Raw genomic sequence first — 2918 nt, forward strand, 5'->3', positions numbered from 1 at the left:
TGTGGGCGCTCACGGAATGTTCCCGGGGTCGGCTCATGTAATGGGACCGACCCCGGTCTGTTGAGTGGGTCTACTTCGTGGTGGCCGTCGCCTTGGGGCGCTTGTTCGGCCTGAAGGAGGGGCCGTTCATGAACACTTGGTGGCTGGTGTTGATCAGCCGGTCCAGGAGCGATTCGGCGACGACGGGGTTGGGGAAGAGCGGATACCAGTCCTGGGGTGCGCGGTTGGCGGTGATCGCCACCGAGCGGCCTTCGGCGACGCGTTGGGAGAGCAACTCGTAGAGGTCGTCGGCCTGGGTCGGGGTGAACTCACGCATCGCGAAGTCGTCGAGGATGAGCAGGTCGGGCTTGACGTGTTGGGCCAGGCGCTTGTCGAAGGTGCGGTCGGCATGTCCGCCGGCGAGGTCGGCCAGGATCCGGCTGGTCTTGTGGAAGCGGACCTCGGCTCCGGCCCGGATTGCCTGGTGGCCCATGGCCTGGGCGACGTGGGTCTTCCCGACGCCGACGGCTCCGTAGAGGATGATCGACTCTCCGGCGTGCAGCCAGCGCAAGGCGGCCAGGTCGCGGATCTGGGCGGCCGGGAGCTTCGGTGAGGCCGCGAAGTCGAAGCCTTCCAGGGTGGTTTCGGCGTCGAAGCGGGCGCGGCGCAGGCGGCGGGCCATGCTCTGCTGCTCTCTGCGGGTGATCTCGTCGTCGCACAAAATCTGGAGGAACTCCAGGTAGCCCAGGTCGCCGCCTTGGGCCTGGCCCAGGCGGGCGTCCAGGGTCTCGAGCATCCCGGACAGTCTCAGGGTGCGCAGGCTGTCAGCCAGTGCGGGGCGGAGGATCGTCATGGCGGGTCACGCTTCCTGTGGTGGTGTCGTGGCGGTGAGCGCGGCCTGCAAGATGTCGGCGTCGATGCTCAGCACGGCGCTGATGGACTCGGCGGCGGGCTCGAAGCCGAAGTGGTCGTCCAGAACGTCGGCGGTGTCCGGACCGCAGTCGTCGAGGAAAGACTCGAGCTGCCGCAGCCAGCAGGCCATGCGTTCGGCGATCGGTCGGGGCAGGTGGACGACGTCCTCGTCGTCGTGGGGGTGTCCGGTCATGGTCAGTTGGCCGTGCCGGTCGGCTCGCCGTGCCCGGACTCGCTCCGGCGGTCGTCCGTCGCCCCGGAGGTAGGGACGGGGAACGCGATGACGTCGGCGAACAGCGTGTCGGGGCCGTGCAGGAACGCCGGGGCTCCGGCGTCGCCGGTCGGCCGCTCGGGCTCGATGTCCTCAAGCCCTGCGGCCAGGATGTTGCGGATGGTGCGATAGGACGGGTCGCCGGCCGCGGCGGCCTTGCGGCAGGCCGCCTCCAGGCGGGCACCGGTGTGCTTGCCGGCCAGGCCCAAGATTGCCTGCGCGGACCGAAGCCGGTGCAGGGCCTGGCCTTGAAGAAGGTCGGCGATCACCGCGGCGGTGGCCGGACCGGCCTGCTCGGCGCGTTCCTGGCACCAGGCCGGCGTCTTCGTCTGGAACGCGATCTTCTCCGGCGGGTAGTCCGCGATATCGGTCCGGCGCCCCTTGTCCGCACGGACGTGGGTCTTCACCAGCTCGCCGTGGTGGAAGATCTGCACCACCGTCGCCGTGGCGCGGATGTCGACGTGCTGCCCGATCAGCTTCCACGGAACGCTGTAGAGCACCTTCCCGGACTTCACGTGAACGTCCGGGGCGACCTTGGCCCGCGACCACTGCGCCAGGGTGAACGCCGAGGCCGGCAGCGGAAGAAGCGTGCCGGCCTCGACCGTATCGAACACCTCCGCCGGAGCCCGCCCGTCCAGCCCGCGATGCTTGCGCACCCCGGCGACCTGGCGGCACCAGTGCAGCGCAGAAGCCTGCATCTCCACCAACGACGTGAACTCCCGGCCCTTCCACCAGGAATCACGTATATATGGCATTTGTCTTTCAACTCTTGGTTTGTCCTTGGGTTTCCGTGCGCGAGCGGGATCTACCAGGACGCCGTAGTGCGCCGCGAGTTCGGCATACGCCCGGTTCAGCTTCGGGTCATAGAGGTCGGGTTTGTCCACCCCGGTCTTCAGGTTGTCCGGCACCAGACGGGCCGGGGCGCCGCCGAAGAACGCGAACGCCTCCACGTGACTGGCCGTCCAGGACGCCTGATCCAGGCTGATCACCGGATGGACGAACATGTGCCGCGAGTGCGACAGCACCATCACGAACGCCCAGATCCGGTGCGAGCCCCCGGTGCGCGGATCGGTCCAGGAGCCCAGCATCCCGTAGTCGATCTGCGCCTCGAAGCCCGGATCCGGGTCCGCGCGCAGCACCGTCACCTTGTCCCGCAACGCGTCCTCGGCCAGGTTCGCCACGACGTACCGCTTGAAGGAGGCGACCGACCCCGTCACCCCGTGCTCGTCGCGCAGCCGCTGGTGGATCGTCGCCTTGGTCACCCCGGCCCGCAGCATCTCGGCGATGTACTCCCGGTGCTTGTCGAACTCCGGCCAGGTCACCTGCCGCAGCCTGGTGTCAGTCAGGTGAGGGAACCACTCGCGGACCAGCGGCGCCCAGTCCGCCTCGGTCATCGGCGGCCCGCCGGGCACGAACCCCGCGGTGATCGCCGGCTCCACGTAGCGGCGGATCGTCTTGCGGGCCACCCCGAGCGAGCCCGCGACATCGTGCTGCGACCGCCCGGCGTACCAGTGCACCAGGATCTCGGTTATATCGATCACGTAGAACGTCCTCCTCGTCATCCGCTCCCCAGCTACCAGGGCTGACAGCGGATGATCATGTACGGGAAGAGGACTGGATCTTGACAACTACGGCCGAACGTTCGCCGTCCCCACGACGAACATCACGAGCGCACTACCGGGAACCGACGAGCGGCCCGCGGGAACATTCCGTGAGCGGATCACACCCCGACGGGAACATTCCGTGAGCGCTGACA

The 2918-nt window shown here is 68.3% G+C and carries 3 protein-coding genes; all 3 read right to left on the reverse strand.

The annotated features are described in order from the left end of the window. Positions 1-70: 70 nt before the first annotated feature. The 3 genes from istB to istA are packed head-to-tail and all read right to left on the reverse strand — an operon-like array spanning position 71 to position 2703. The gene (gene istB / locus ABZ855_RS48170) at positions 71-832 is read right to left on the reverse strand and encodes an IS21-like element helper ATPase IstB (protein WP_360820392.1); all 762 of its coding nucleotides are present in this window, start codon (positions 830-832) and stop codon (positions 71-73) included. A 6-nt stretch (positions 833-838) separates the two neighbouring features. After that, complete coding sequence (locus tag ABZ855_RS48175; RefSeq protein WP_360820395.1) at positions 839-1084, reverse strand: hypothetical protein; 246 nt, start codon at positions 1082-1084, stop codon at positions 839-841. A 2-nt stretch (positions 1085-1086) separates the two neighbouring features. Continuing rightward, entirely contained in the window at positions 1087-2703 is a 1617-nt protein-coding gene (gene istA / locus ABZ855_RS48180; protein ID WP_360820397.1) for an IS21 family transposase, read from the reverse strand. Positions 2704-2918 lie beyond the last annotated feature (215 nt).

The organism is Streptomyces sp. NPDC047042 (assembly GCF_040644035.1).
Classification (GTDB): domain Bacteria; phylum Actinomycetota; class Actinomycetes; order Streptomycetales; family Streptomycetaceae; genus Streptomyces.

What these genes read in the sequence shown, in the direction of transcription:
- istB (WP_360820392.1), bottom strand. Translation starts at nt 832, where the DNA reads ATGACGATCCTCCGCCCCGCACTGGCTGACAGCCTGCGCACCCTGAGA.
- ABZ855_RS48175 (WP_360820395.1), bottom strand. Translation starts at nt 1,084, where the DNA reads ATGACCGGACACCCCCACGACGACGAGGACGTCGTCCACCTGCCCCGA.